The sequence below is a fragment of the Cellulomonas sp. NPDC089187 genome, from assembly GCF_040685135.1.
GTDB lineage: Bacteria > Actinomycetota > Actinomycetes > Actinomycetales > Cellulomonadaceae > Cellulomonas.
In genome coordinates, this window is sequence record NZ_JBFBHI010000008.1 from 1 (window position 1) to 2456 (window position 2456).

Consider the following 2456-nt stretch of genomic DNA (forward strand, 5'->3'; position numbering starts at 1 on the left):
ATACGCAACGCCTGCCGGCTATCACACGCATACGGTTTGGCCTGATCCGCTTTCGCTCGCCACTACTCACGGAATATCTCTTCCTGCCGGTACTGAGATGTTTCACTTCCCGGCGTTCCCTCCTCACACCCTATATATTCAGGTGCGGGTCACACGACATGACTCGTGCGGGGTTTCCCCATTCGGAAATCCTCGGATCACGGTTCGTTTGCCAACTCCCCGAGGCTTATCGCAGGCTACAACGTCCTTCTTCGGCTCCTAGTGCCAAGGCATTCACCCTGTGCCCTTAAAAACTTGACCACAAAGACATACAAAGATGCTCGCGTCCACTGTGCAGTTCTCAAACAACGAACGATCCCCAGATACAACCCGCACCTACCCACACACCCGAAAGCACGCAAGCGGTTTGACAAGGTCAACCAGGCCCGTCGAAGCAACCTCCCAACAAGCGGGCTGTTCCCTCAGGACCCAACAGTGTGCCCATGACCACCACCCCACAACCAACACCGTTCCACACTCCGAAGAGCTGTACTAGACACCAGCCACAAGACAATGACCGCAGTTGATGTTCCACCCATGAGCACCACCCCGAACGCGTACGGTCCGAGCATGGCCTCTGCACACCCACCAACAGGCGAGCGTCAGATGCTCCTTAGAAAGGAGGTGATCCAGCCGCACCTTCCGGTACGGCTACCTTGTTACGACTTAGTCCCAATCGCCAGTCCCACCTTCGACGGCTCCCCCCACAAGGGTTGGGCCACCGGCTTCGGGTGTTACCGACTTTCGTGACTTGACGGGCGGTGTGTACAAGGCCCGGGAACGTATTCACCGCAGCGTTGCTGATCTGCGATTACTAGCGACTCCGACTTCATGGGGTCGAGTTGCAGACCCCAATCCGAACTGAGACCGGCTTTTTGGGATTCGCTCCACCTCGCGGTATCGCAGCCCTTTGTACCGGCCATTGTAGCATGCGTGAAGCCCAAGACATAAGGGGCATGATGATTTGACGTCATCCCCACCTTCCTCCGAGTTGACCCCGGCAGTCTCCTATGAGTCCCCGGCATAACCCGCTGGCAACATAGGACGAGGGTTGCGCTCGTTGCGGGACTTAACCCAACATCTCACGACACGAGCTGACGACAACCATGCACCACCTGTACACCGACCTTGCGGGGCAACCATCTCTGGAAGTTTCCGGTGTATGTCAAGCCTTGGTAAGGTTCTTCGCGTTGCATCGAATTAATCCGCATGCTCCGCCGCTTGTGCGGGCCCCCGTCAATTTCTTTGAGTTTTAGCCTTGCGGCCGTACTCCCCAGGCGGGGCACTTAATGCGTTTGCTGCGGCACGGAACTCGTGGAATGAGCCCCACACCTAGTGCCCAACGTTTACGGCATGGACTACCAGGGTATCTAATCCTGTTCGCTCCCCATGCTTTCGCTCCTCAGCGTCAGTTGCGGCCCAGAGACCTGCCTTCGCCATCGGTGTTCCTCCTGATATCTGCGCATTCCACCGCTACACCAGGAATTCCAGTCTCCCCTACCGCACTCTAGTCTGCCCGTACCCGATGCAAGCTCAAGGTTGAGCCTTGAGTTTTCACACCAGACGCGACAAACCGCCTACGAGCTCTTTACGCCCAATAATTCCGGACAACGCTTGCGCCCTACGTATTACCGCGGCTGCTGGCACGTAGTTAGCCGGCGCTTCTTCTGCAGGTACCGTCACTTTCGCTTCTTCCCTGCTGAAAGAGGTTTACAACCCGAAGGCCGTCATCCCTCACGCGGCGTCGCTGCATCAGGCTTGCGCCCATTGTGCAATATTCCCCACTGCTGCCTCCCGTAGGAGTCTGGGCCGTGTCTCAGTCCCAGTGTGGCCGGTCGCCCTCTCAGGCCGGCTACCCGTCGTCGCCTTGGTAGGCCATTACCCCACCAACAAGCTGATAGGCCGCGAGTCCATCCCTGACCGATAAATCTTTCCAGACACTTCGGATGCCCGAGCGTCTCGTATCCAGTATTAGACCTCGTTTCCAAGGCTTATCCCAGAGTCAGGGGCAGGTTACTCACGTGTTACTCACCCGTTCGCCACTGATCCACCCAGCAAGCTGGGCTTCACCGTTCGACTTGCATGTGTTAAGCACGCCGCCAGCGTTCGTCCTGAGCCAGAATCAAACTCTCCGTGAATGTCTCATGGCACCCACCACCCGAAAGCGGCGAGCAACCGACACACAAAGTGGCCTCCCACGCTGACGTGTGGAAGAACCGTTCAGATTCGGCTAATCGGACACGACCCGAACGGGGTCCAGATCGCATCCAGTCAACCAAAGACTTCAACACCACCTCACAAGCCCCCATCATGGAGACCCGATCCGAAGCGCTGAGCCATTTGGCATCAACTACTTAGGCACACTGTTGAGTTCTCAAAGAACAGACGCGCATCCCTCATCAACCCTGGCGGGCTTC

Annotated in this window: 2 rRNA genes; both read right to left on the reverse strand. The window is 57.2% G+C overall.

Annotated features, from left to right (window positions below):
• Positions 1–300: ribosomal RNA gene (locus tag AB0N78_RS14545) — 23S ribosomal RNA — on the reverse strand; the annotation flags it as partial.
• Between the two features lie 356 nt (positions 301–656).
• Positions 657–2177: ribosomal RNA gene (locus AB0N78_RS14550) — 16S ribosomal RNA — on the reverse strand.
• Positions 2178–2456: the final 279 nt, after the last annotated feature.